This window comes from Paludibacterium flexuosum (genome assembly GCF_037076605.1).
Taxonomy (GTDB): domain Bacteria; phylum Pseudomonadota; class Gammaproteobacteria; order Burkholderiales; family Chromobacteriaceae; genus Paludibacterium.
This window is the reverse complement of sequence record NZ_AP029060.1, coordinates 3592707-3613761: the sequence shown is the minus strand read 5'-3', so window position 1 is coordinate 3613761 and position 21055 is coordinate 3592707. Positions and strand designations below refer to the sequence as shown.

The window sequence follows — 21055 nt, the reverse complement described above, 5'->3', positions numbered from 1 at the left end:
GGAGGCGAACTATACCGGCCGGACGCAGGGTCGTCAACACCCTTTCTGACAAAAAACGGTAACTTTACGCTAAGCCACTGAAGAAAAAGGCAATAAAAAAACGGCGGGCTGCGCCCGCCGTTGATCTCTTTCTCCGTCCTACTTGCTGCCCCGCTTGCTGCGTGGTTTGGCAGCCGGTTTTCCTGCCGCCGGCGCGCTGCCACTGGCCGGCCGCTCCTGCACCAGCTGGAAGTCGATCTTCGAACTTTCCAGATCCGCGCGCACTACCTTGACCGTCAGCGGATCGCCCAGCTGATAGCGCATGCCGCTCTTCTCGCCCACGATGGCCTGAATGTCCTTGCGGAAGTGGAAGTAGTCCTTGCCCAGCTCGGAGATGTGCACCAGCCCCTCGACATAGACATCATCCAGCAGGACAAACACCCCGAAGCTGGTGACGGCATTGATCTTGCCCTTGAACACCTCGCCGACCTTGTCGCGCATGTAATAGGTCTTGAGCCAGGACTCGACATCGCGACTGGCATCATCGGCACGCCGCTCGGTCATCGAGCAATGCTCGCCCAGCACCGGCCATTTGCCTGGCTTGTAAGTCTCGCTGCGCAGGATGGCCTTGATGGTTCGATGCACCAGCAGGTCGGGATAACGACGGATTGGCGAGGTGAAGTGGGTATAGGCCTCATAAGCCAGACCGAAGTGGCCGGCATTGTCCGGGGTATAGACGGCCTGCTGCATGGAGCGCAGCAACATGGTCTGCAGCATCAGGGCATCCGGCCGACTGCGGATCTTGTCGGCCAGGTCGGCATAGTCCTTGGCACTGGGCTTTTCGCCGCCGCCCAGTGTCAGGCCGGCCAGACGCAGATAGGACTGCAGGTTTTCCAGACGATCAGCAGTCGGACCTTCATGCACGCGATACAGACATTTGTGCTTGTGCTCGCGGATGAATTCGGCGGCACAGACGTTGGCGGCCAGCATGCATTCTTCAATCAGTCGGTGGGCATGATTGCGCACCACCGGGACGATGCGGTCGATCTTGCCGTTGTCGTTGAAGATCATCTGGGTTTCGGTGGTATCAAAGTCGATGGCGCCACGCTTCTCCCGTGCAGCCAGCAGCACCTGGAACAGCTCATACAGCGTCTGCAGCTGATCCATCAGCGGTGTCGTTCCGCCCTCGCTCAGCCAGGACCAGACCTGGTTATAGGTCAGACGAGCGCGCGAACGCATCACGGCCGGGTAGAAACGGTAGCTCTTGACCTGACCCTTGGCATTGACCTGCATGTCGCACACCATGCACAGGCGCTCGACATCCGGATTCAGCGAACAGATGCCATTGGACAGTGCCTCGGGCAGCATGGGGATCACCCGGCGCGGGAAATACACCGAGGTACCCCGCTCGTAGGCGTCATGATCCAGCGCATCGCCCGGCTGGACATAGTGACTGACATCGGCAATCGCCACCACCAGACGGAAACCCTTGCCGACGCGCTCGGCATACACGGCGTCATCGAAGTCACGCGCGGTTTCACCATCAATGGTGACCAGCGGCAGGTCGCGCAGATCGACACGGTCTTTCAGATCCAGCTTGCGCACCTTGGCGGGCGTCTTTTTCGCCTGGGCCTCGGCGGCGTCGCTGAACCGATGGGGCAGCGCGTGCTTGCGCAGGGCAATTTCGATTTCCATGCCCGGGTCGGCGTAATCGCCAAGGATCTCCAGCACCCGGCCAATGGCCTGACGATGGCTGTCCGGCTGCACCAGGATTTCTGCCATCACCACCTGACCGTGCCGGGCCTTGCCCTCTCCCCCCTGCTCGATCAGGATATCCTGGTTAATGCGACGGTCCTCCGCCACCACAAACCAGACTCCCCGTTCTGCATAGATACGTCCGACCACCTGATTGACGGCCCGGTCCAGCACCTCGGCAACACTGCCCTCGGTACGACCGCGGCGATCCGTACCGGTAATGCGCACCATGACCCGGTCGCCATGCAGGACCTTGTGCATTTCGCGTTCGGACAGGAAGATATCTTCCCCCTCGCCGTCCTCCGGCACGGCAAAGCCGTAACCGTCACGATGCCCCATGACCTTGCACTTCACCAGATCCAGCTTTTTGGAAATACAGACCGCACCCTTGCGGTTGATGATGATCTGACCAGCGCGCTCCATGGCGCCCAGGCGACGATCAAAGAACTCCCGCTCCGAGCGATGGATCGACAACATCTGCGCCAGCTCGTCGGGAAACAGCGGCACCCCCTGCTCGGCAAGAATGGAGAGCAGATACTCACGACTCGGCAAGGGATTGGAATATTTGAGTTTTTCGCGTTCAAGATAAGGATCTTGCTGGCGAAGCGTCGGCGTTTTGGATTTTTTTTGTTTCGCGACCATTGACATCCTCTGTAAGGTCAATATAATTCGCACTTCGTTGCAGCGCGAGTCGCTGCGATGATACAGCATAAGCAAGCCCAGGTGGCGGAATTGGTAGACGCACTAGGTTCAGGTCCTAGCGGTGGCAACACTGTGGAAGTTCGAGTCTTCTCCTGGGCACCAGCTGATTATAATCGCCGGTGCCGTGCTGTAGGAAAATTTAGGTATGCCCAGGTGGCGGAATTGGTAGACGCACTAGGTTCAGGTCCTAGCGGTGGCAACACTGTGGAAGTTCGAGTCTTCTCCTGGGCACCAAATCAAAACAACCCGCATTCGCGGGTTTTTTGTTGCCCGCCGTTTTTGCATCCGGCAGATTGCCTTTTCCCCATCGCTGATTCATCCTCGCTGCATTGTCTTGCGGAGGTTCCATCATGCCCACCCCCCCTACCCTGAATGTCGCGCTCTCCGGCTATGGTTATGCCGGCAAAACCTTTCACGCTCCCCTGATCAGCGCCACGCCCGGCCTGACCCTGCACACGATTGTCAGCCGCCGCGAACAGGAGGTGAAGGCAGAGCGTCCGGGCAGTCAGGTCGTCCCGCATCTCGAGCAGGCACTGCATGACCCGGCCATTGATCTGGTGGTGATCGCCAGCCCGAACGAACTGCATTTCCCCCAGGCGCGTGCTGCCCTGCTGGCCGGCAAACATGTCGTGGTAGACAAACCCTTCACCACCACGCTGGACGAAGCATTGCGCCTGCATGCCCTGGCCGGCGAGACACAACGTCTGTTGTCGGTCTTCCACAACCGCCGCTGGGATTCGGACTTCCTGGCCCTGCGCACCCTTCTCGAGCAGGACACACTCGGACGCATCAGCCGCTTCGAGTCACGCTTCGACCGCTATCGCCCCCAGACCCGCCAGCGCTGGCGCGAGGAGGACCGCCCGGGCGCGGGCCTGTGGTATGACCTCGGCGCCCATCTGGTCGATCAGGCGATCCATTTGTTCGGGCTGCCGCTGGCTGTACACGGCATGTTGCTGCGCCAGAGAGAAGGGGCTCAGGTGGATGACTGCTTCGATGTCCGGTTGCGTTATCCGGATTTCGTTGCCAGCCTGCAGGCAGGCTGCCTGGTGCCGGGAGGTTCGCCGCGCCTGACGGTGCACGGCAGCAGGGCCAGCTATGTGAAATATGGGATGGATACCCAGGAGGCCGCCCTGAAACAGGGCCAGACACCGGACAGCGAGTCCTTCGGGGTCGACGGGCAAACTGCCCTGCTGTGGCAGGCGGATGGCGACAGCGCGAGCGAAACCCGTCTGACCACGCCCAGAGGTCGCTACGTCGACTATTACACCGCCGTGCGCCAGGCCATCCTCGGCCATGGCCCGAATCCGGTCACGGCACTCGAGGCGGCACAGGTCATTCAGGTCATCGAGGCGGTACAGGTCAGCCAGCGCGAGGGGCGGGAAGTCACCCTGGACACCTTCTGATGGTTTCAGCCGACGGCAGGATGCTGAAAGACCTGACGCAGATAAGCCAGAAAGGTTTCATCGCTGCACAGCGTCTTGCCCGGCGCGTCCGAGAGCTTGGCCACCGGCTGGTCATTACAGTTGACCAGCTTCATCACAATATTGAGCGGTTCCAGCCCGAGATCATTGGTCAGGTGGGTTCCGATGCCAAAAGCCACCTGAATGCGGCCGGCGAAATGTGCATGTAGCGCCAGTGCCGCCTCCACGGTCAGACCATCCGAGAACACCAGACGCTTGGTCATGGGATTGATGCGCAGCTTGCGGTAATGGGCAATCGCCTTTTCGCCCCATTCGTAGGGATCACCCGAGTCATGGCGCAGTCCGTCGAACAGCTTGGCAAAGTAGAGATCGAAGTCCGCCAGGAAGGCGTCCATGCCCACCACATCGGTCAGGGCAATGCCCAAATCACCACGAAACTCATGCACCCAGCCCTCCAGGGCAGCTTTCTGGAAGTCGCGCAGACGACTGCCGAAGGCCTGATGCGCCTGCAGATACTCATGGGCCATGGTGCCAATCGGCACCAGCCCGAAGCGCATGGCCTGATAGACATTCGAGGTCCCCTTGAATGCCTGGGGCAGCGCCTTCTGCAGGGTCTCGACCACTTCATCGTGCCAGCGTGCACTATAGCGCCGCCGCAGACCAAAATCGGAAAAGGCAAAGCTGGCGGCATCGCCCTGCGCATCCAGCGACGGACGCAGCCGTGCAATCTTGTCCGCCAGGCGTTGCCGCCCCTGCGCGAGAATGGCTGACTCCCGGCCGCGACTCAGACGGCGGAAATACAGCTCGTTGACGATATACAGCACGAAGATTTCAAAACCCATGACATGCACCAGCGGGCCACGGGCACGAATCATCAGCGACTCCCCTTCCACCCCGGTTTCAATGAAGCGGCGCTGAAAGCGGAACACATTGAGAAAATCGATGAAATCGCTCTTCAGGTAACGCAGCGTGCTGAGGTAGTCCAGCTCCTGCTGGGTAAACAGCATATTGCACAGATGATCCAGCTCCCGGTCCAGCTCGGCCTTCAGCTCGGTCAGCGGGTAGTGCGGATGGTTGCGACAGACGAACGCATACTCGGCCGTCGCACCAGGATGCTGGTGCAACAGGGCCTGCCACATGGTGAACTTGTACAGATCATTTTCCAGCAAGCTGCGTACAACGAATTGCGATGACATCGAGGTCTCCAGATCCATGGGGCTGCCAGCGCAATTTATCATGCGAGACGGGTTGACACCATACTAGCTTATAGGTATAGTGACCCTCCTCGGTTGCAGACATGTCTGCACCAGGCCCAGGTGGCGGAATTGGTAGACGCACTAGGTTCAGGTCCTAGCGGTGGCAACACTGTGGAAGTTCGAGTCTTCTCCTGGGCACCAGATTACAAAAACCCGTTGAGCACGCTCAACGGGTTTTTTCATTTCGGGGTCAGGTCTTTCATTGTGCATGCGGAATGCAAAATGAAAGACCTGACCCCGTCCGAAAAAAAACCCCGATGCTGGCATCGGGGTTTTTTGTCTCTGCCGGTCTTACAGACCGAACGGATGACGCAATACAATGGTTTCTTCGCGATCCGGACCGGTCGAGATGATGTCGACCGGCGCCTCGCAGATCGCTTCGATGCGCTGGAGGTAGGCGCGGGCATTGGCCGGCAGGTCTTCCCAGCGCTTGATGCCCACGGTGGATTCGCTCCAGCCCGGCAGCGTTTCGTAGATCGGCTCGCATGCCGCCACGGCATCGGCGCCAACCGGGAAAATGTCGATCTTCTCACCGTTGAGCAGGTAGCCCACGCACAGGTTGATGGTTTCCAGACCGTCCATGACATCCAGCTTGGTGACACACAGGCCGGAAACACCGTTGATCTGAATGGAGCGCTTGAGCAGTGCCGCATCGAACCAGCCGCAACGACGCGGGCGACCGGTCACCGAGCCGAACTCATTGCCACGCTTGGCCAGGAATTCACCCACGTCATTTTCCTGCTCGGTCGGGAACGGACCCGAGCCGACGCGGGTGGTGTAACCCTTGACGATGCCCAGCACGTAGTTGAGCATCTGCGGCGCCACACCGGCACCCGGGGCAGCCGCCCCGGCGACACAGTTGGAGGAGGTCACGTACGGATAGGTACCGTGATCAATGTCCAGCAGCGTGCCCTGCGCGCCTTCGAACAGCAGCGGCTTGCCGGCTTTGTTCATTTCGTACAGGGTACGCGAGACATCGGCCACCATCGGCTTCAGCCGTTCGGCCAGTTGCATGATGGTGTTGTACACCGTGTCGAAATCCACGGCATCGGTCTTGTAGAGCTGGGTCAGCTGGAAGTTGTAGAACGCCAGGTTCTCACGCAGCTTGTCGGCAAAGCGGGCCGGGTCGAACAGGTCGCCGACGCGCAGGGCACGACGAGCCACCTTGTCTTCGTAGGCCGGGCCGATACCACGACCGGTCGTGCCGATCTTGCTGGCGCCCTTGGCGGCTTCGCGAGCCTGATCCAGTGCGATGTGGTACGGCAGAATCAGCGGGCAGGCTTCGGCAATCTTCAGGCGGCCGGAGACGCTGACGCCAGCGGCTTCCAGCTCGTCGATTTCCTTGAACAGGGCTTCCGGCGACAGCACCACGCCGTTACCGATGAAGCACTCGACACCGGCACGCAGAATACCGGACGGAATCAGGCGCAATACGGTCTTTTTACCATTGACGACCAGGGTATGACCGGCATTGTGACCACCCTGAAAACGCACCACGCCCTGAGCGTGATCGGTCAGCCAGTCAACGATCTTGCCCTTGCCTTCATCACCCCACTGGGTACCAATCACGACAACGTTCTTGGACATAGGAAAGAATCCTTCTCTCTGTCTTGCTACAAAAATCAGTCAAACGGCACAACCTGCCAGCCTGCGGGACCGGCGATCAATTCACGATCGCAGTTCAGCGCGGCGGCAGATTCGCCAAGGTAATCAATCATCACGACTTCACCAGCCTTGCGCAGCGAGGCGATCTCGGCCGCCGCGGCATCCGCCACCCGGGCCGCCACACGAATGCCACTGGCACTGCTGCGCTCCGGCAGAATGCGCAACAGATCGCGCAAATCCAGGCTGAAACCGGTTGCCGGACGTGCACGTCCGAAGCGACGGCCGACATTGTCGTAGCGGCCGCCACGCGCCAGCTCGTCGGGCCAGCCCGGGGCATAGATCGCAAACATCAGACCGGTGTGATAGGCCGTACCACGCAGCTCGGTCAGATCGAAACTGATCTCGACCCGATCCTGCAGGGCATTGGCGATCGACTGCAGCTGGCCCAATGCCAGGTCCACCTCGGGAATCGACGGCAGACGGCTGCGCGCCCGATCGAGGATGGCACGCGGGCCATACAGTTCCGGCAAGGCCACAAAGGCACTGCGGTACGGCTCGGCCACGCTCTGCACCAGCAGGGCGACCCCGGCCGCATCCTTGCTGCGCAGGGCAGCGAAGACTTCACGGGTCAGTTCGGCCCCCAGTCCGGCGGCTGCGGCCAGGCCGCGGAAAATCGCGATATTGCCGATATCCAGCCTGGGCTGTTGCACGCCGACCAGATCCAGCGTATCGAGTGCCAGCCGGATAATTTCCAGGTCCGCCTCGATGCCGGCGAAGCCATACAGTTCGGCGCCGACCTGCAGCGGCTCGCGCGAACTCATCAGGCCGGCGGGACGTGCGTGCACCACACTGCCGGCATAACACAGACGGGTCACCCCGGTGCGTTCCGCCAGCAGGTGGGCGTCGATGCGGGCGACTTGCGGGGTAATGTCGGCGCGCAAGCCCATCTGGCGACCGGACAAATGGTCGTCGAGCTTGAAGGTTTTCATTTCCAGCGAGTCGTCACCTTCCGCTACCAGTGAATCGATGTACTCGATCATTGGCGGCAGCACCAACTCATAGCCCGCCGTACGGAACAGCTCCAGCATGGAAGACTTGGCAGTCTCCAGCTGGCGCGCGGTCGCCGGCAGAATATCGGCAATGTATTCGGGTAACAGCCAGTTTCGCATAGTGATCTGAAACACAATAAAAGGCGGGACGCTGGGACCCGCCTTGTTTGCCGGGACGCACGACGACCTGGGGTCTGACGTGGCGGTACCGGGAATGAATGTCTGGTTGCAGCCAACCCTGGATGAGGGTTTATAGGCCTGAGCCGGCAACGACAAGCGTCGCGGCTTCTGTGAATGACGTGGGCGCAAAAACGTCCACGCTCTTCAGGCAGTATTCTACGCGCATCTCGCAGAATATGCTCATATAAAAACAAAACATTACTGCCAGGACAGATCTTCGTCCTGTGTTTCGCCGGCCATTTCTGCCGGTGCAAAGCGCTCTGCCAGGGCGGTACGCAGCAAATCCAGACCGGCGCCGGTCAGCGCCGAAACGCGCACAGCGACCGGCAAACCGTCCGCATCCCGCTCTATACCGGGCTCCTGGCCCTTCAGATCGATCTTGTTCCAGACGATCAGCTGCGGTACATCGGCGGCACCAATTTCCTGCAGCACCTTGTCGACTTCTTCGATTTGCATGTCGCGCATCGGATTGGCAGCGTCTACAACATGCAACAACATGTCAGCCTGAACCGTTTCTTCCAGGGTGGCACGGAAGGCGGCAACCAGGGTGTGGGGCAGATTGCGGATGAAGCCGACAGTATCGGACAGCACCAGCGACAGCTCGGGATTCAGGTACAGCTTGCGACTGGTGGTATCCAGTGTGGCAAACAGCTGGTCAGCCGCGTAGCTGCGCGCCTTGGTCAGGCTGTTGAACAGTGTCGACTTGCCGGCATTGGTATAACCGACAATGGACAGCGAGGCGATGCCGGAGCGCTGACGCCCGCGACGCTGGGTATGGCGCTGACGTTCAACATGCTTCAGACGATCCTTGAGCAGCTTGACGCGATTGCCCAACAAGCGACGGTCGGTTTCCAGCTGGGTTTCACCCGGTCCGCGCAGGCCAATCCCCCCCTTCTGACGTTCAAGGTGGGTCCAGCCGCGCACCAGGCGCGTTGCCAGGTGCGACAGCTGAGCCAGTTCGACCTGCAACTTGCCCTCGTGGCTGCGTGCCCGCTGGGCAAAGATGTCCAGAATCAGGCTGGTACGATCAATCACGCGGCACTGCAACTGGCGTTCGAGGTTACGTTCCTGGGCCGGCGACAACTGATGGTTGAAGATCACCACGTTGGCAGCACAGCTGCGCACCACGGCAGCGATCTCCTCGACCTTGCCCTTGCCGGCGAACAGCGCGGCATCGGGGCGCTGCCGCTTGGCGGTCACGGTCTCGGCCACTTCCACGCCTGCACTGGTGACCAGCTCCACACACTCGGCAACATCCTCGGCAAAATCCGGCGTGCCAAAATCCAGACACACCAGAACAGCCCTGTCACCCACTTCCGGACGATCAAACACGTTCAACTTGCCTTCTGACAATTAAAAAGGGCCAACGCCACACTCCCTGCGGAGTACGGAGCGCCGGCCCCAGGCCTGGAGAGGAAGATTACTCTTCGCTCTGATCCAGTTTCTGTGCAGTGTAATGCTCGTGCGGGATGTTCACCGGACGGGCAGGCACCACAGTGGAGATGGCATGCTTGTACACCATCTGCGTCACGGTGTTCTTCAGTAGAACCACATACTGATCAAAAGACTCAATCTGCCCCTGCAGCTTGATACCATTTACCAGATAGATGGAAACCGGGACATGTTCCTTGCGCAGAGTATTCAGGAACGGGTCTTGTAACATTTGCCCTTTTGAGCTCATTCGTTATTCTCCGAAACGTCGATTGTTTTAATGATTGACTGCCAAGCCCGGCTACACGCTTACGTTTTAGCAGAAATCATACCAGTGTACTATTTTTTCACGTCTTTCATACGCTTATCGCGCGCCTTCTTTTCTGCCACCTTGGTTTTGTACTTTGCCAACGGGGACAGCTTGGGCTTGTGCTTGGCATCTTCCTTGTCGAAAGGATTGTCGCCGGTCTTGTACTGCACGCGCAGCGGGGTGCCCTGCAGTTTGAACACCTTGCGGAAGGTATGTTCCAGATAGCGGGTATAACTATCGGGGACATGCTCCAGCGCATTGCCATGCACGACGATGATCGGCGGATTCATGCCACCCTGGTGGGCATAGCGCATCTTCGGCCGCACAGGTCCGACTCGCGGCGGCGCCTGTCGTTCAATCGCCACTTCCAGCACCCGGGTCAGTTTCGGCGTGGCCAGCTTGGCCATCGCTGCCTGATAGGCTTCGTCGATCGACTTGAACAGATCGGCGATGCCCCGCCCTTCCAGCGCAGAAATATGGTGGAACTTGGCAAAATCGAGAAAAGTCAGCTTGCGGGCGATATCCCGCTTGATCTGCTCTTTCTTTTCATTGTCCAGGTGATCCCACTTGTTGACGGCGACAACCAGGGCACGGCCGGCTTCAAGCGCAAAACCGGCGATGGTGGCATCGTGTTCGGAGATATCCTGCTGGGCATCCAGCACCAGCACGGCCACGTTGGCATCTTCGATGGCCTTCATGGTCTTGATGACCGAGAACTTCTCGACCGCCTCATTGATCTTGGTGCGCCGGCGCACACCAGCGGTATCAATGATGGTGTAGTTGCGGCCAGATCGCTCGAAATCAATATAAATACTGTCGCGCGTGGTCCCCGGATGGTCGAAGGCAATGACCCGCTCTTCACCGAGAATGGCGTTCACCAGGGTCGACTTGCCCACATTCGGGCGACCGATCACGGCAAATTTCGGGTGGCGGGTGTTCTCTTCCTCGACCTCGTCGGGGAAGGGTTCGAGCACGCGGTCCATCAGTTCGCGCACCCCGTCACCATGGGCCGAAGAAATAGCCCAGGGCTCGCCCAGCGCCAGCTCATGGAACTCGGCAGTGGCAATCGCCTGATTGACCCCTTCCGCCTTGTTGACCACTAGATGAACCGGACGGTCCAGCTGACGCAGGCGGTTGGCGATGATCTTGTCCTGCGGCGTGACGCCGGTACGGCCATCCACCAGGAAAACGACGGCGTCGGCTTCATCGACGGCCTGCAGGGTCTGCTTGGCCATCTCGAACAGAATGCCCTCGTCGACCACGGGCTCGAAGCCACCGGTATCGATCACGAGATAGGGTTTGCCGCCGACGCGGCCATGGCCATAGTGGCGATCACGGGTCAGACCCGGCTGATCGGCCACCAGGGCATCACGGCTGCGCGTCAGCCGGTTGAACAGGGTCGATTTGCCGACATTCGGGCGGCCGACCAAAGCAACGGTTGGTTTCATCTAGAACTGCATTATCCAAGTGACAGCATCACCAGGCGGCCATTCGGTCCCTTGACCAGAGCCGATGTGCCCAGCGATACGGGTTGCGCGGTCTGGCCGTCGGTACCGGTACCGACACGACCGACGATACTGCCGCTCTCGTTGGACAGCAGGTGCGCATAGCCTTGCGCATCCACCACCAGCACGAAGCGACCCAGCATGGCCGGACCAGACAAACCACGGAATTTGAGCGCATCCTGTTTCCAGACATTGCGCCCCGTCTGGCGATCGAACGCCAGCACCGAATCATTTTCATCGGTGACGTAAACATTTTGAGCGTCCAGCGCAATCGCGCGGCTGGACGATACTTCGCGTGCCCAGACCAGATTGCCGCTGCGCGAATCGAAGCAGGCCACACGCCCCTGATAAGCAACGGCGCAAACCTGCTGATCGGCGAACTGCGGCCGGCTGACCACATCGGTCACGCGCTCCAGTTCGGTCGCCCCCTTCGGCGAGGCAACGACGCCCTCCCAGAGCACATTGCCGTTTTGCGCGGCGATGACCTGCATCTTGCCGCCGGACAGACCGGCCAGCAGCACATCCGACCCCGCCACGGCGGTGAGCGAGCCGGTATTGCGCACCAGCAGTTCGCCCTGGAAGTGCGGCAGCGACCACAACTGCTTGCCGTCACTGATCTGGAAACCGCTGATACGGTCGTCGTTGGTACGCACCACGGCCACCGAACCGCTCACGACCGGTGCCTCCAGGGTGACACTGGTCAGACGTTGCTGCCACAGGGTCTTGCCGCTGGCACGATCCACCGCCAGCAGGAAACCATCGCTCGTCCCCAGCAACACGGTATTGCCGGCCACACCCGGTCCGGCCGACAGCTCGCGCTTCAGGCCCAGACGGTTGCTCTGGCGACCGGTATCGGCATTGTAGATGCGCAGCTCGCCCTGCGGATCGGCCACCAGGACTTCCCCGCGGTCATAGGTCGGCAGGAAGCTGCCCGGTACGCCGGCAGAAGCCGACTCCGACCAGTTGACCTTCAGCGCCTGAACCTGCTGAATCGCCGCCAGCGGCGTCGGCTCGGGACGCGACGAAGACTGGAACCAGCTGGCGCAACCGCCGAGCATGGATGTGGACAACAATACCAACAGCAGACGTTGACGCATCAATCAGCCTCCCAGGGCATCGAGTTTGGTCTGGATATAATCGTGATTCGGGGCATCGTTGCCCAGCTTGGCCAGGGCGGCCTTGTAGGCGTCGCGCGCCGCAGCCTTGTCGCCCTTGAGCGAGAACACATCGCCCTTGGCATCGAAGAACAGCGCATCAAAGGCGGCATCGTGCGGCTGGTTCAGCTGAACAATTGCTGCATCGTATTGCTTTTGATCCATCAGCACACTGGCCAGACGCAACTGCGCCAGGGCCACCAGCGACGGCTCCTTGGCATGAGTGGCAGCCCAGCTCAGTTGCTCGCTGGCATAGGCCAGATCATGCTTGTCGAAACCTGCCTTGGCCGCCATCAGGGCAGCGCGGGCGGCATAGGGCGAAGCAGGATAATCCGCCTCGATGCTGGCAGTACCACGCTTGATGGCGGCCAGATCCTGCGCCCCTGCAGCCTGCTCCACCGTCGCGTAGATGGCGGCCGATGCTTCGATCTGCCGCGACTGGTAGAGGTTGTAAGCCTTGTAGCCGAGATAGCCGACAGCCAGGCAGCCGACGCCGGCGACAATCCATTTTCCCCACTGATTCCAGAATACTTTCAGCGAATCAATCTGTTCCTGTTCCTGCAAGTCGAACGCCATTGCGTCCCTCCCCTCAAACTTTGAACGCAGCGATGGCTGCCGCCACCTCTGCACAGGCCACGGTCACTTGCTCGGCCTCGTGGCGCAGCGGCTTCACGATAGCCAGACCACTGGCGATTTCGTTCTCTCCGACGATCACGGCACACAGTGCACCGCAACCATCGGCCTTTTTCATTTGCGACTTGAAACTGCCCTCGCCCAGATGCTGCATCACCGACAGACCGGCGGCACGCAACTGCTTGGCCAGCTTCATGGCATACAACGGAGCGCCTTCGCCCTGCTGCACCAGATAGACGTCGACACCCGGCTGCGCCGGAATCAGCCCCTTCTCCTGCAGCAGCAACAGCACGCGTTCCATGCCCATGCCGAAGCCGATCCCCGGCGTCGGCTTGCCACCGAGCTCTTCGACCAGGCCATCGTAGCGGCCACCGGCGCAGACAGTACCCTGAGCGCCCAGCTCACTGGTCACCCACTCGAACACCGACAGGTTGTAGTAATCCAGCCCACGCACCAGACGCGGATTTTCCACGTAGCGGATGCCCACCGCATCGAGCATGGCCTTCCAGCCATCATAGTGCGCCCGGGAGTCCGCACCGAGGTAGTCGGTCAAACGCGGCGCGGCATCGCAGATGGCCTGCAGCGCCGGGTTCTTGGTATCCAGTACACGCAGCGGATTGGTGTAAAGACGCCGCTTGCCATCTTCATCCAGCTGGTCGACATACTGCTCGAGATAGGCGATCAGGGCCGTGCGGTGGGCACTGCGCTCTTCGCGATTTCCCAGGGTATTGATCTGCAGCTCGACAAAATCGGCAATGCCGAGACGCTGCCACAGATCCGCGGTCATCAGCAGGATTTCGGCATCGATATCCGGCCCCGGGAAGCCCAGCACCTCGACACCGGTCTGATGAAACTGACGGTAACGTCCCTTCTGCGGACGCTCGTGGCGGAACATCGGGCCGGCATACCACAGACGCTGGGTGGCATTGTAAAGCAGGTTGTGCTCGACGGCGGCACGCAGCACGCTGGCCGTGCCTTCCGGACGCAGGGTCAGGCTTTCGCCATTCAGACTGTCGGTGAAGGTATACATTTCCTTTTCGACAATATCCGTCACCTCGCCGATCGAGCGCACGAACAGCGGCGTGGTTTCGAGCATCGGCGTACGGATATGCTGATAGCCATAGTCACTCAGCAGCTTGCGCAGAACGGATTCAAGATACAGCCATTGCGGAGAGTCGCTTGGCAGTACGTCGTTCATGCCGCGTACCGCCTGGATTTTTTGAGCCATGTTATTCAGTCTTTTCCATTCACTACCGGAGCCTCGCGGCTCACAATTGCCTGATCGGGATCGTCTTGCCGGACGGGGCGACGGCACGGCGGCTGCCACCTTCTCCGAAGCGTGACTGCACATATTGTTCGACGATGCGGGTAAACGCCTCGGCGATATTGTCCCCCTTGAGCGTGACGTCCTTCTGGCCATCCACATACACCGGGGCCACCGGCACCTCACCGGTTCCCGGCAGGGAAATGCCGATATCCGCCAGTTTGGACTCACCCGGTCCGTTGACCACGCAGCCCATCACCGCCACCTTCATTTCCTCCACCCCCGGATACTGCAGACGCCATACCGGCATCTGGGCGCGCAGATATTGCTGGATCTGCTCGGCCAGTTCCTGGAACAGCGTGCTGGTGGTGCGGCCACAACCCGGACAGGCGGTGACCAGCGGGGTAAACGAGCGCAGCCCCATGGTCTGCAGCAGCTCTTGCGCCACCACCACCTCGCGGGTGCGGGACTCGCCCGGCGCCGGCGTCAGGGAAATGCGAATGGTGTCACCGATCCCCTCCTGCAGCAGCACGCCCAGCGCCGCGCTCGATGCGACCACCCCCTTGGTTCCCATGCCCGCCTCGGTCAGGCCGAGATGCAGCGGGAAATCACAACGTCCGGCCAGATCACGGTAAACCCGGATCAGGTCCTGGACATGGCTGACCTTGCACGACAGCAGAATCTTGTCGGCCGACAAGCCGAGATCAATGGCCTTCTCGGCACTTTCCAGCGCCGAGACGATCAAGGCCTCGCGCATCACCTGATCCGCCGGCAGCGGCTGGCTCAGACGATTGTTGGCATCCATCAGGCGGGTAGCCAGTGCGGCATCCAGACTGCCCCAGTTCACGCCGATACGCACCGGTTTGTCGTATTCAATCGCCGTGCGAATCATGTAGGCAAACTTGTCGTCACCCTTGGCACCCTTGCCCACATTGCCCGGATTGATACGGTACTTGGCCAGCGCGCGCGCGCAGTCGGGGTGATCGCGCAGCAGCCGCTCGCCATTGAAATGAAAATCGCCGACCAGCGGCACATTGCATCCCAGATCATCCAGCCGCTGGCGAATTTCTGCCACGGCAGCCGCCGCCTCGGGCGAATTGACGGTAATGCGTACGATCTCCGAACCGGCCTCGGCCAGTTCGAACACCTGCTGCGCGGTAGCTCGGGCATCCGCGGTATCGGTATTGGTCATCGACTGCACCACGACCGGCGCATCGGAGCCAACAAGAACATGCCCCACCCGTACCTGACGAGTGGGGCGGCGAGCAATGCTCACGCTATCCATAACAAACTGCCTTGTCGCTATTTGAGTTCAACGTTGGCCGTTGCACCCTTGGTATGCTCGGCCAGGTCAACCGCCTGACCGTTGTAGGTGAGGGTCGCCTTCTCGGCATTGCCGATCCGGACCTTGAAGGGCGGCGTCCCGCTGACTTCGCGCGGCGTGCCCGGCACGACCATCGAATACACCAGTTTCTTGCCGTCGGCATCGACCACCGCCACCCAGGACGGCTCGGTCACCGACACGGTCACCTTGCCGGCCCCCGCCGAAGCCGGGTGCACCGCACCAGGCGCCGAGGCCGCACGGGCAGCCGCCTTGCTGGCGTTCAGTTTGGCCGCGGCGCGAGCCTTGGCACGGGCGGCGGCCGCCGAAGCATCGGTCTGAGCTGGCGCGGAGGCCGGCCGGCCCTGCACGGCGGGCGCCGAAGCAGCCTTGGCCACTGCCGGCGCGGAAGCCGCCTTGGCCATCGATGCCGAAGCAGGCGCCGTGGACACCACCGGCACGGAGGCCGCTGCCGCCAGATCCGAGGCGGTCTGTGCACTGACGACCGGAGCCAGATCAGGCTGCTGCTCACCGTGATGACCAAAGATCCACAGAACGCTGGCCCCCAGCACCACACCAACCAGCCCCACAACCATCCAGGTCCCCGAATTGGCTGCGCTTTCGCGCTTTTCGGCAGACTCCTCGGCATGCTCTTCGCGCGCCAGATTGGCGACTTCGGTGGCGGCCGAGGGGAAATGCGAGTCCAGCGCCTCCATCAGCGGCGTCGGGTCGATTTCCAGAAAACGAGCATAATTGCGTACAAATCCGCGCACGAACGTGGCGCCCGGCAAGGCACCAAAATCATCGCGTTCAATGGCATCCAGCTGCCGCAGCGACAGCTTGAGTCGCTCGGCCACTTCATTCAGAGACAACCCGGCGGCTTCGCGCCCCGCACGCAGGGCACTGCCCACGCTTACCGGATCCGGCTGATTATTCTGTTCGGATTGTTGTTCCATCCATCAGATCCCGCTCAACAACTGCTGTGTTTCCCTGGAGTCCGGAAAGCGAGTCTGCAACTCGCCAGAGAACGCCTCTTCCCGGACACGATCCCCGGACAGCCTAGCCACGCGCACTCCCAGCAGGAGGTCATCGGCATTCAGCGGCCCGGCATGCTCAATCAGACGGCCAAAGTAATAAGACGCTAGTGTGACGCTCCCCTGGTTGGTATACAAGGCCGCCAGCTGCCTCAGCGCCGGCGGGAAGGCCGGCCTGAGCTGCAGGGCAGACAGCCAGTGTTCAATCGCCTGCGAAGCCTGACCTGCCGACAGGCTGCAGCGCCCCAAATTCAAATAAGCCGACTCGCGCGCCTCATAGCGCGGATCCAGCAAGGCCCGCTTCAGGTGCACCACCCCCTCGTCCACCCGGGCGCGCTGACACAAGAACAGACCGAAATTATTGTTTGCCTCGCCATTGTCCGGCGCCAGATGCAAGGCCCGGCGATAGTCCTGCTCGGCCGCTTCGTCCTGAGACAAGGCCGCCCGGACATGCGCCCGCGCCAGCCAGGCCGGCGCAAAGGCTTCACCGGCATCGACGGCTCGCCCTGCCGCATCGAGCGCCAGCGCCAGCTGATCTGCCTTTGCATACTCAAAAGCCAGCTGGGCATGCACGGAGGCTAACTCATGTGACGGTGAGGTGGCAAATGCCCCGACAGAAAAAACCATCGGCAACAGCGCCTTTTCCCACCGGTATTTTTTCACTCTGAGTCGCTCTCCGCAATCCGGATCCACTTTTCCTGACGGCGCGTCTTGTCCTGCACCTGCCCGGCCAGCTGCCCGCAGGCAGCGTCGATATCGTCGCCGCGCGTCTTGCGCACCGTCACCACCAGCCCGGCGTCCTGCAGAATTTCCCGGAACGCCCGAATCGAATTGTTGCTCGAGCGGCCGTACCCGGAGTTCGGGAACGGATTGAACGGAATCAGGTTGAATTTGCAGGGCACGTCACGAACCAGCTGCAACAGCTGCCGGGCATGTTCGGGCCTGTCATTGACCCCGTCAAGCATCACGTACTCGAAAGTAATGAAATCGCGCGGTGCAAACGCCAGATACCGCCGGCAGGCTGCCATCAGTTCCGACAGCGGGTATTTTTTGTTGATCGGCACGATCTCGTCGCGAATGGCATCATTCGGCGCATGCAGACTGACCGCCAGCGCCACCGGACAGGCGGCCGCCAGACGATCCATCTGCGGCACGAGACCAGAAGTCGACAACGTGACACGGCGGCGAGAAAGACCGTAGGCATGGTCATCCAGCATGATCTGCAGGGCCGACACCACATTGTCGAAATTGGCAAGCGGCTCGCCCATCCCCATCATCACCACATTGGAAATGACCCGTTCGTTTTTCGGCGTCACGCCCATGGCCTTGTTGGCCCACCACAGCTGGCCGATGATTTCGGCGGTCGACAGATTGCGGTTGAAGCCCTGACGACCGGTCGAGCAGAACGTGCACTCCAGCGCACACCCCACCTGGGAAGACACACACAAGGTGCCGCGATCGTCTTCGGGAATGAACACGGTTTCCACGCCGTTCCCGGTACCGACATCCAGCAGCCACTTGCGTGTGCCATCACTGGCCTCCTGCCCGGCCATCAGCGACGGCACGCGCACCTCGGCCGACTCGTGCAGCTTGGCACGCAGACTCTTGGCAATGTCGGTCATGGCGTCGAAATCGTCTTCACCCATCTGATGCATCCAGCGCATGACCTGCTTGGCGCGGAAGGTCTTTTCACCCATCGCGGCAAAATGTTCGGTCAGCTGGTTCAGGTTGAAGTCGAGCAGGTTGGTTTTCATTTAAATCTCTTGCAGCAGAAACGGCGGTCGCCGAAACGACCGCCGTCTTGAATCAACGGGAGCAGATTTCGGAAGCCGCAAAGAAATAGGCGACTTCGATGGCAGCATTTTCAGCGCTGTCAGAACCGTGTACGGCATTGGCATCGATCGAGTCGGCGAAATCAGCGCGGATGGTACCGGCATCGGCCTTCTTCGGATCGGTGGCACCCATCAGTTCACGATTCTTCAGGACGGCGTTCTCGCCTTCCAGCACCTGGATCATCACCGGGCCGGAAACCATGAAATCAACCAGATCCTTGAAGAAGGGACGCTCTTTGTGCACGGCGTAGAAGCCTTCGGCTTCCTTGCGCGACAGCTGCTTCATGCGGGCAGCGATCACTTTCAGACCGGCCGATTCGAAACGGTCGTAGATCTTGCCGATCACATTTTTGCCGACGGCGTCCGGTTTAACGATGGACAGGGTGCGTTCAATTGCCATATAAATCTCCCAATTACCTTGTTGACTGGCTAAACTATCGACTTGCTTGCGCCAGAGCGGTTTAAGCCGAATTTGCAGAACCCGTTATATTACCAGTCTTTTTAGTCATTTGCCGCATAAAAATTAAGCACAATGAGCGACCAGCGCAGAGACCCGCCCCAATACGAAGATGACGAAGCCTCCGACTTCGGCGCCAAACTGAAAGTTCGCCTGGCCATTGCCGCCGGACTGGTCGGTCTCGCCCTGGCGGCCATTCCGCTCCTCGATACCGTCACCGGCAAGAAGACCGACATGGCCGACAACAATGCCGGCAATATTGTCAGCTCGGCCGGCCTGGCTGCGGTCCCGCCGGCCCCGGCGAGCGCCCCCACGGCCAGTGCGCCGGTGGCCAGCAGCCAGCCTGTCGGTACGGCCCCGTCCGGCCCGGATGTCAACCAGACACCGGGCATGACCGCCACACCGCCGCTGTCACTGCCGACAGCCACCACGCCGCCGCCGTCAGCGCCACCGGCCGCCAACCAGGCGACGCCGCAGCAGCACAGCAAAATGGTCACCGTACAGCCGGGTGCCCCCTCTGCGCCGCCCGCAGCCAATCGCGACAATACGCGTGCCTTCAAGCCTTCGACACCCGCCGTCACCGGCAACCAGCCCTATCGGGCGCCGGCGGCCCAGCCGCAGGCCATGCCCAACATTCAGCCGGTCCAGCCCCTGCCGCCACAGAACTCGGCCAGCCCGATCGCACGGCCATCCGGCAGCTCGGTGGGATACAACGTCCAGCTGGGTCTGTTCAGCAGCACGGAAAACGCCCAGAAGCTGATCAACGAACTCAAGAGCAAAGGCATTGAAGTGCAGAGCGAGACCCGGGTTCACCTGGCGCCCTTCCGCACCCGGGCTGAGGCCGAACAGGCCATGGCCAAACTCAGAGCCATGGGCTATGCCCCCATGCTCAACGTCCCCGGCAGCAACCAATAAAAATCCCGCAGACGCCTGACGGCGCTGCGGGATCATCACGAGAGGACCGGGGATTACAGATAACTGTCCTGATCCCACTCGTCACGTATCGAATCAGCAAAGGACTCTCTCTCCATCGCACTCATCGTATCGAGATTGTCCCTGGATGGCGCCAGCATCGACTCATCGAATTCTTGTTCATCCATGCCGCAATCTCCCGTAGACAAAAAAAGGGGAGTTCTAGTTATAGCAGGCAAAGATGAAAATTACATGTCAAAATCAGTCACTTAGCTGGCAAAAAGGACAGCTGCACCAGATGCGGCATGCGCAGCATCAGAAAGACAACCCCACCCCGAGATAAGCGCCATCGGCCAGGGTGCGATTGCGGCTGGCATCCTGACGCTCGATCTCGAACTGCCGGTAACCGGCCGTCAGCGTCAGCGGGCCGACTGGCTGCCACTGCACACCGGCCGAGCGATCAATCACCTTGCCGACACTGCCGCTGGCCAGGGCCGAAGGCGCCTGAAACGCGCTGGCATAGACGCTCAGTCCGTGCCCCAGCGCCAGACTGGCACGCGCCCCCGGCAGGGCTGCCGTCGCCGAGCCGGCATCGGTATCGATCGCCATGGCCTTGACCCCGCCGCCGAGGGAAACCGGTCCGAGCGACACCCCCATCATCAGACCAAGGCCCCCGGCGGAGCCCTGATGATCATGATGCAGATAATCCAGTGTAAAACCGGGAATGATCCCTTCCGGGGTACGAGAGAACTGTTGAAAATCCCGACCGGCTGCCACCCCGTACTCCGCCGCATGGGCAGAAACCGCCAGCGCCAGCAAGACACCACTCAGAACAACCTGTTTCATACACACTCTCTGACTCGGTGAAACAAGGCATGACTCCGGCAACGCCGCGGAGTTCCCGCTGACAGACAGAAGAGCGCGTCTCAAACCACGGGGCTAGGACGACTGTGCAATCGTGGCGATCACGGCATCCGCCCCGGCAGCAAAGCGATGCGACAGACCGGAAGGAATCTCGATCATCTCGCCGGTCCGCGCCTCACAGGCGCGCCCCTGCTCATCCTCCAACACCAGCGTCCCTTCGAGACAAAGCAGGAATTCATGATGCACATGGGACTCAAAAGCATACTGACCGGGGCGCAAATTGATCAGCAATAGTTGAGATGGCCGCAGTTGCGTCAACAGATGATCACTGTCCGGCATCAGCGAACGGCCAAGACTCGGCAGACGGTGCAAGATAAAAGCGCTCATGACA

At 60.7% G+C, this 21055-nt stretch carries 20 protein-coding genes and 3 tRNA genes; 5 read left to right on the top strand and 18 right to left on the bottom strand.

All coding sequences use genetic code 11. The features are described 5' to 3' along the window. Nucleotides 1-138: 138 nt before the first annotated feature. The gene (gene rnr, locus AACH39_RS17120) at nt 139-2382 is read right to left on the bottom strand and encodes a ribonuclease R (RefSeq protein WP_215777126.1); all 2244 of its coding nucleotides are present in this window, start codon (nt 2380-2382) and stop codon (nt 139-141) included. A gap of 69 nt (nt 2383-2451) precedes the next feature. Between rnr and AACH39_RS17115 the strand changes: the two genes are divergently transcribed. The 3 genes from AACH39_RS17115 (at nt 2452) to AACH39_RS17105 (ending at nt 3839) form a co-directional block, all read left to right on the top strand. Continuing rightward, nucleotides 2452-2538, top strand: a tRNA-Leu gene (locus tag AACH39_RS17115). A 45-nt stretch (nt 2539-2583) separates the two neighbouring features. Then, nucleotides 2584-2670, top strand: a tRNA-Leu gene (locus AACH39_RS17110). A 116-nt stretch (nt 2671-2786) separates the two neighbouring features. After that, a complete protein-coding gene (locus tag AACH39_RS17105; protein WP_215777128.1) occupies nt 2787-3839 on the top strand; it encodes an oxidoreductase in 1053 nt (350 codons plus the stop codon). Between the two features lie 5 nt (nt 3840-3844). Here AACH39_RS17105 and pncB read toward each other — a convergent pair whose 3' ends face one another. Further along, nucleotides 3845-5053: a nicotinate phosphoribosyltransferase gene (pncB, locus tag AACH39_RS17100; RefSeq protein WP_338620641.1), complete on the bottom strand. Its 1209-nt coding sequence runs from the start codon at nt 5051-5053 to the stop codon at nt 3845-3847. 114 nt (nt 5054-5167) lie between these two features. Between pncB and AACH39_RS17095 the strand changes: the two genes are divergently transcribed. Beyond that, a tRNA-Leu gene (locus AACH39_RS17095) sits at nt 5168-5254 on the top strand. Between the two features lie 150 nt (nt 5255-5404). On the opposite strand, the gene AACH39_RS17090 is transcribed toward AACH39_RS17095, so the two are convergent. The 13 genes from AACH39_RS17090 to ndk form a co-directional block, all read right to left on the bottom strand. Beyond that, on the bottom strand, nt 5405-6700 hold the full coding sequence (locus AACH39_RS17090; protein WP_215777134.1) for an adenylosuccinate synthase: 1296 nt from the start codon (nt 6698-6700) through the stop codon (nt 5405-5407). A gap of 35 nt (nt 6701-6735) precedes the next feature. Then, nucleotides 6736-7887, bottom strand: a complete 1152-nt coding sequence (locus tag AACH39_RS17085) for an ATP phosphoribosyltransferase regulatory subunit (protein WP_215777139.1) — start codon at nt 7885-7887, stop codon at nt 6736-6738. A gap of 258 nt (nt 7888-8145) precedes the next feature. Continuing rightward, on the bottom strand, nt 8146-9279 hold the full coding sequence (hflX, locus tag AACH39_RS17080) for a ribosome rescue GTPase HflX (RefSeq protein WP_215777143.1): 1134 nt from the start codon (nt 9277-9279) through the stop codon (nt 8146-8148). Between the two features lie 88 nt (nt 9280-9367). Continuing rightward, nucleotides 9368-9628 carry an RNA chaperone Hfq gene (hfq, locus tag AACH39_RS17075; RefSeq protein WP_215777148.1) on the bottom strand — a complete coding sequence of 87 codons (261 nt, stop codon included), beginning with the start codon at nt 9626-9628 and terminating at the stop codon, nt 9368-9370. 89 nt (nt 9629-9717) lie between these two features. After that, nucleotides 9718-11136: a ribosome biogenesis GTPase Der gene (der, locus tag AACH39_RS17070; protein ID WP_215777152.1), complete on the bottom strand. Its 1419-nt coding sequence runs from the start codon at nt 11134-11136 to the stop codon at nt 9718-9720. An 11-nt stretch (nt 11137-11147) separates the two neighbouring features. Further along, nucleotides 11148-12290 (bottom strand): outer membrane protein assembly factor BamB, encoded by a 1143-nt coding sequence (gene bamB, locus AACH39_RS17065; protein ID WP_215777156.1) that lies wholly within the window; start codon nt 12288-12290, stop codon nt 11148-11150. A 3-nt stretch (nt 12291-12293) separates the two neighbouring features. After that, entirely contained in the window at nt 12294-12923 is a 630-nt protein-coding gene (locus tag AACH39_RS17060; RefSeq protein ID WP_215777160.1) for a tetratricopeptide repeat protein, read from the bottom strand. 13 nt (nt 12924-12936) lie between these two features. Continuing rightward, the gene (hisS, locus tag AACH39_RS17055) at nt 12937-14208 is read right to left on the bottom strand and encodes a histidine--tRNA ligase (protein WP_215777164.1); all 1272 of its coding nucleotides are present in this window, start codon (nt 14206-14208) and stop codon (nt 12937-12939) included. A 40-nt stretch (nt 14209-14248) separates the two neighbouring features. Continuing rightward, complete coding sequence (gene ispG, locus AACH39_RS17050) at nt 14249-15529, bottom strand: flavodoxin-dependent (E)-4-hydroxy-3-methylbut-2-enyl-diphosphate synthase (protein WP_215777167.1); 1281 nt, start codon at nt 15527-15529, stop codon at nt 14249-14251. Nucleotides 15530-15546: 17 nt separating this feature from the next. Then, nucleotides 15547-16521, bottom strand: a complete 975-nt coding sequence (locus AACH39_RS17045) for a helix-turn-helix domain-containing protein (RefSeq protein WP_215777171.1) — start codon at nt 16519-16521, stop codon at nt 15547-15549. A gap of 3 nt (nt 16522-16524) precedes the next feature. Next, nucleotides 16525-17226, bottom strand: coding sequence for a type IV pilus biogenesis/stability protein PilW (pilW, locus tag AACH39_RS17040; RefSeq protein ID WP_256444977.1), 702 nt, complete (start codon nt 17224-17226; stop codon nt 16525-16527). A 32-nt stretch (nt 17227-17258) separates the two neighbouring features. Beyond that, nucleotides 17259-18353, bottom strand: a complete 1095-nt coding sequence (rlmN, locus tag AACH39_RS17035) for a 23S rRNA (adenine(2503)-C(2))-methyltransferase RlmN (protein ID WP_215777177.1) — start codon at nt 18351-18353, stop codon at nt 17259-17261. Between the two features lie 52 nt (nt 18354-18405). Continuing rightward, entirely contained in the window at nt 18406-18831 is a 426-nt protein-coding gene (gene ndk / locus AACH39_RS17030; protein WP_215777182.1) for a nucleoside-diphosphate kinase, read from the bottom strand. Nucleotides 18832-18963: 132 nt separating this feature from the next. On the opposite strand from ndk, the gene AACH39_RS17025 reads away from it, so the two are divergent. After that, complete coding sequence (locus AACH39_RS17025) at nt 18964-19803, top strand: SPOR domain-containing protein (RefSeq protein ID WP_338620640.1); 840 nt, start codon at nt 18964-18966, stop codon at nt 19801-19803. 53 nt (nt 19804-19856) lie between these two features. On the opposite strand, the gene AACH39_RS17020 is transcribed toward AACH39_RS17025, so the two are convergent. The 3 genes from AACH39_RS17020 to AACH39_RS17010 all read right to left on the bottom strand — a co-directional run bounded on the left by AACH39_RS17020 (nt 19857) and on the right by AACH39_RS17010 (nt 21051). After that, nucleotides 19857-19988 carry a hypothetical protein gene (locus tag AACH39_RS17020; RefSeq protein ID WP_256444945.1) on the bottom strand — a complete coding sequence of 44 codons (132 nt, stop codon included), beginning with the start codon at nt 19986-19988 and terminating at the stop codon, nt 19857-19859. Between the two features lie 127 nt (nt 19989-20115). Then, on the bottom strand, nt 20116-20646 hold the full coding sequence (locus AACH39_RS17015; protein WP_338620639.1) for a YfaZ family outer membrane protein: 531 nt from the start codon (nt 20644-20646) through the stop codon (nt 20116-20118). Nucleotides 20647-20739: 93 nt separating this feature from the next. Then, entirely contained in the window at nt 20740-21051 is a 312-nt protein-coding gene (locus AACH39_RS17010; RefSeq protein WP_215777192.1) for a cupin domain-containing protein, read from the bottom strand. Between the last annotated feature and the right edge of the window lie 4 nt (nt 21052-21055).